At 66.1% G+C, this 1,580-nt stretch carries 1 protein-coding gene; it reads right to left on the minus strand.

Annotation, left to right across the window (positions count from 1 at the left end; translation table 11 throughout):
* On the minus strand, positions 1–1,580 hold a 1,580-nt coding region (locus ACRWNM_RS36505), incomplete at both ends, for an amino acid adenylation domain-containing protein (RefSeq protein WP_431972729.1).

Genomic DNA, 1,580 nt, shown 5'->3' on the forward strand with positions numbered 1-1,580 from the left:
GGTAGTCACGGGCAACCCGTCGAGCACCACCACCGAGGCCGGAACCATGTACGACGGCAACCCATCACCGACGAACCGCCTCAACTCCTCGACATCTACCCCCACCCCCACCTCGGGCACGACATACCCCACCAACCGGTCCACCCCACCCTCGCCGCGAACCACCACCACCGCCCGCGCCACCGCGTCGTGCCGGGCAAGCGCCGCCTCGATCTCCCCCAACTCGATCCGGAACCCCCGCAGTTTCACCTGGAAATCACTGCGCCCCACATACTCCAACTGCCCATCCGCACGCCACCGCACCAGATCCCCCGTCCGGTACATCCGCTCCCCCGGCGCCCCGAACGGATCCGCCACGAACCGACCCGCCGTCAGACCCGGCCGTTCGTGATAGCCCCGCGCCAACTGCACACCCGCCAGATACAACTCACCCACCACCCCCACCGGCACCATGCGCAGGCGACCGTCGAGGACCGACGTGCGCAGACCGGCAATGCCCTGACCGATAACGCTCGCCGACGTCGAGGCGGCGAGTTGGGAATCCAGCGGCAACCACGTCGCGTGGACACAGGTTTCCGTAATTCCGTACATGTTGACCAGCTGCGGTCCGCTGTCCTCGCGGCGCGCATACCACCGCACCAGCCGACCCAGATCGAGCGACTCTCCACCGAAAATCACATACCGCAACGAGAGCCCGTCCGGCCTCTCGGCCGCGGCCTGCTCGACATCTGCCAATTGGTAGAAGGCAGAGGGAGTTTGGTTGAGCACGGTCACGTGCTCACGCCGCAGGAGCTCGAGAAACAGCTCGGGCGAGCGTGCCGTGGAGTAGTCGACCACCACGAGCCTGCCGCCGTGCAGCAGCGGACCCCACAGCTCCCACACCGAGAAATCGAATGCATACGAATGGAACATCGTCCACACGTCCGCCTCGTCGAACCCGAACCGGTCTCGGGTGTTCGCGAACAGGGTGAGAACGCTGCGGTGGGAGACAGTCACTCCCTTCGGGGTGCCGGTCGAGCCCGAGGTGTAGATCACGTAGGCCACGGAGTCGGGATTGACCGGTGCCACACGATCCGTGTCCGTAACCGCAAGTGAGGGAATGCCCTTCAGTCGCGCCACAGTCTCGGGTGCATCGAGCACCACGACCGGCAGATCCCCCACCGGCAACCCGTCGATCTCGGCGGCGGTCGAGAGCACACAGATCGGGGCAGCGTCGGCAAACAGGAATGCGAGCCGATCGGCCGGGTAGGTCACATCGATCGGGAGATACCCGCCACCGGCCTTGATCACCGCCAACAGGGTCACGATCAGATCCGGCGACCGCGGCATGGCCACCGCCACCAACGATTCCGGACCCACCCCGAGCGAGATCAGGTGCCGTGCCAACCGATTAGCCCGCGCGTCCAACTCTGCGTAGGACAGCGCCGAGTCGTCGGCCACCACAGCCGTTGCATCGGGGAACCGCTCGACCGTCCGCGTGAACTCGTCCGCCAACGTCACCGAGCCGACCACGAGCCCGGGACGAATCCAGCTCTCGAGCATCGAGGTGCGCTCGGCTGGATCGAGGAACTCGATGTCGC

The organism is Nocardia sp. bgisy134 (assembly GCF_965341865.1).
Classification (GTDB): Bacteria; Actinomycetota; Actinomycetes; order Mycobacteriales; family Mycobacteriaceae; genus Nocardia.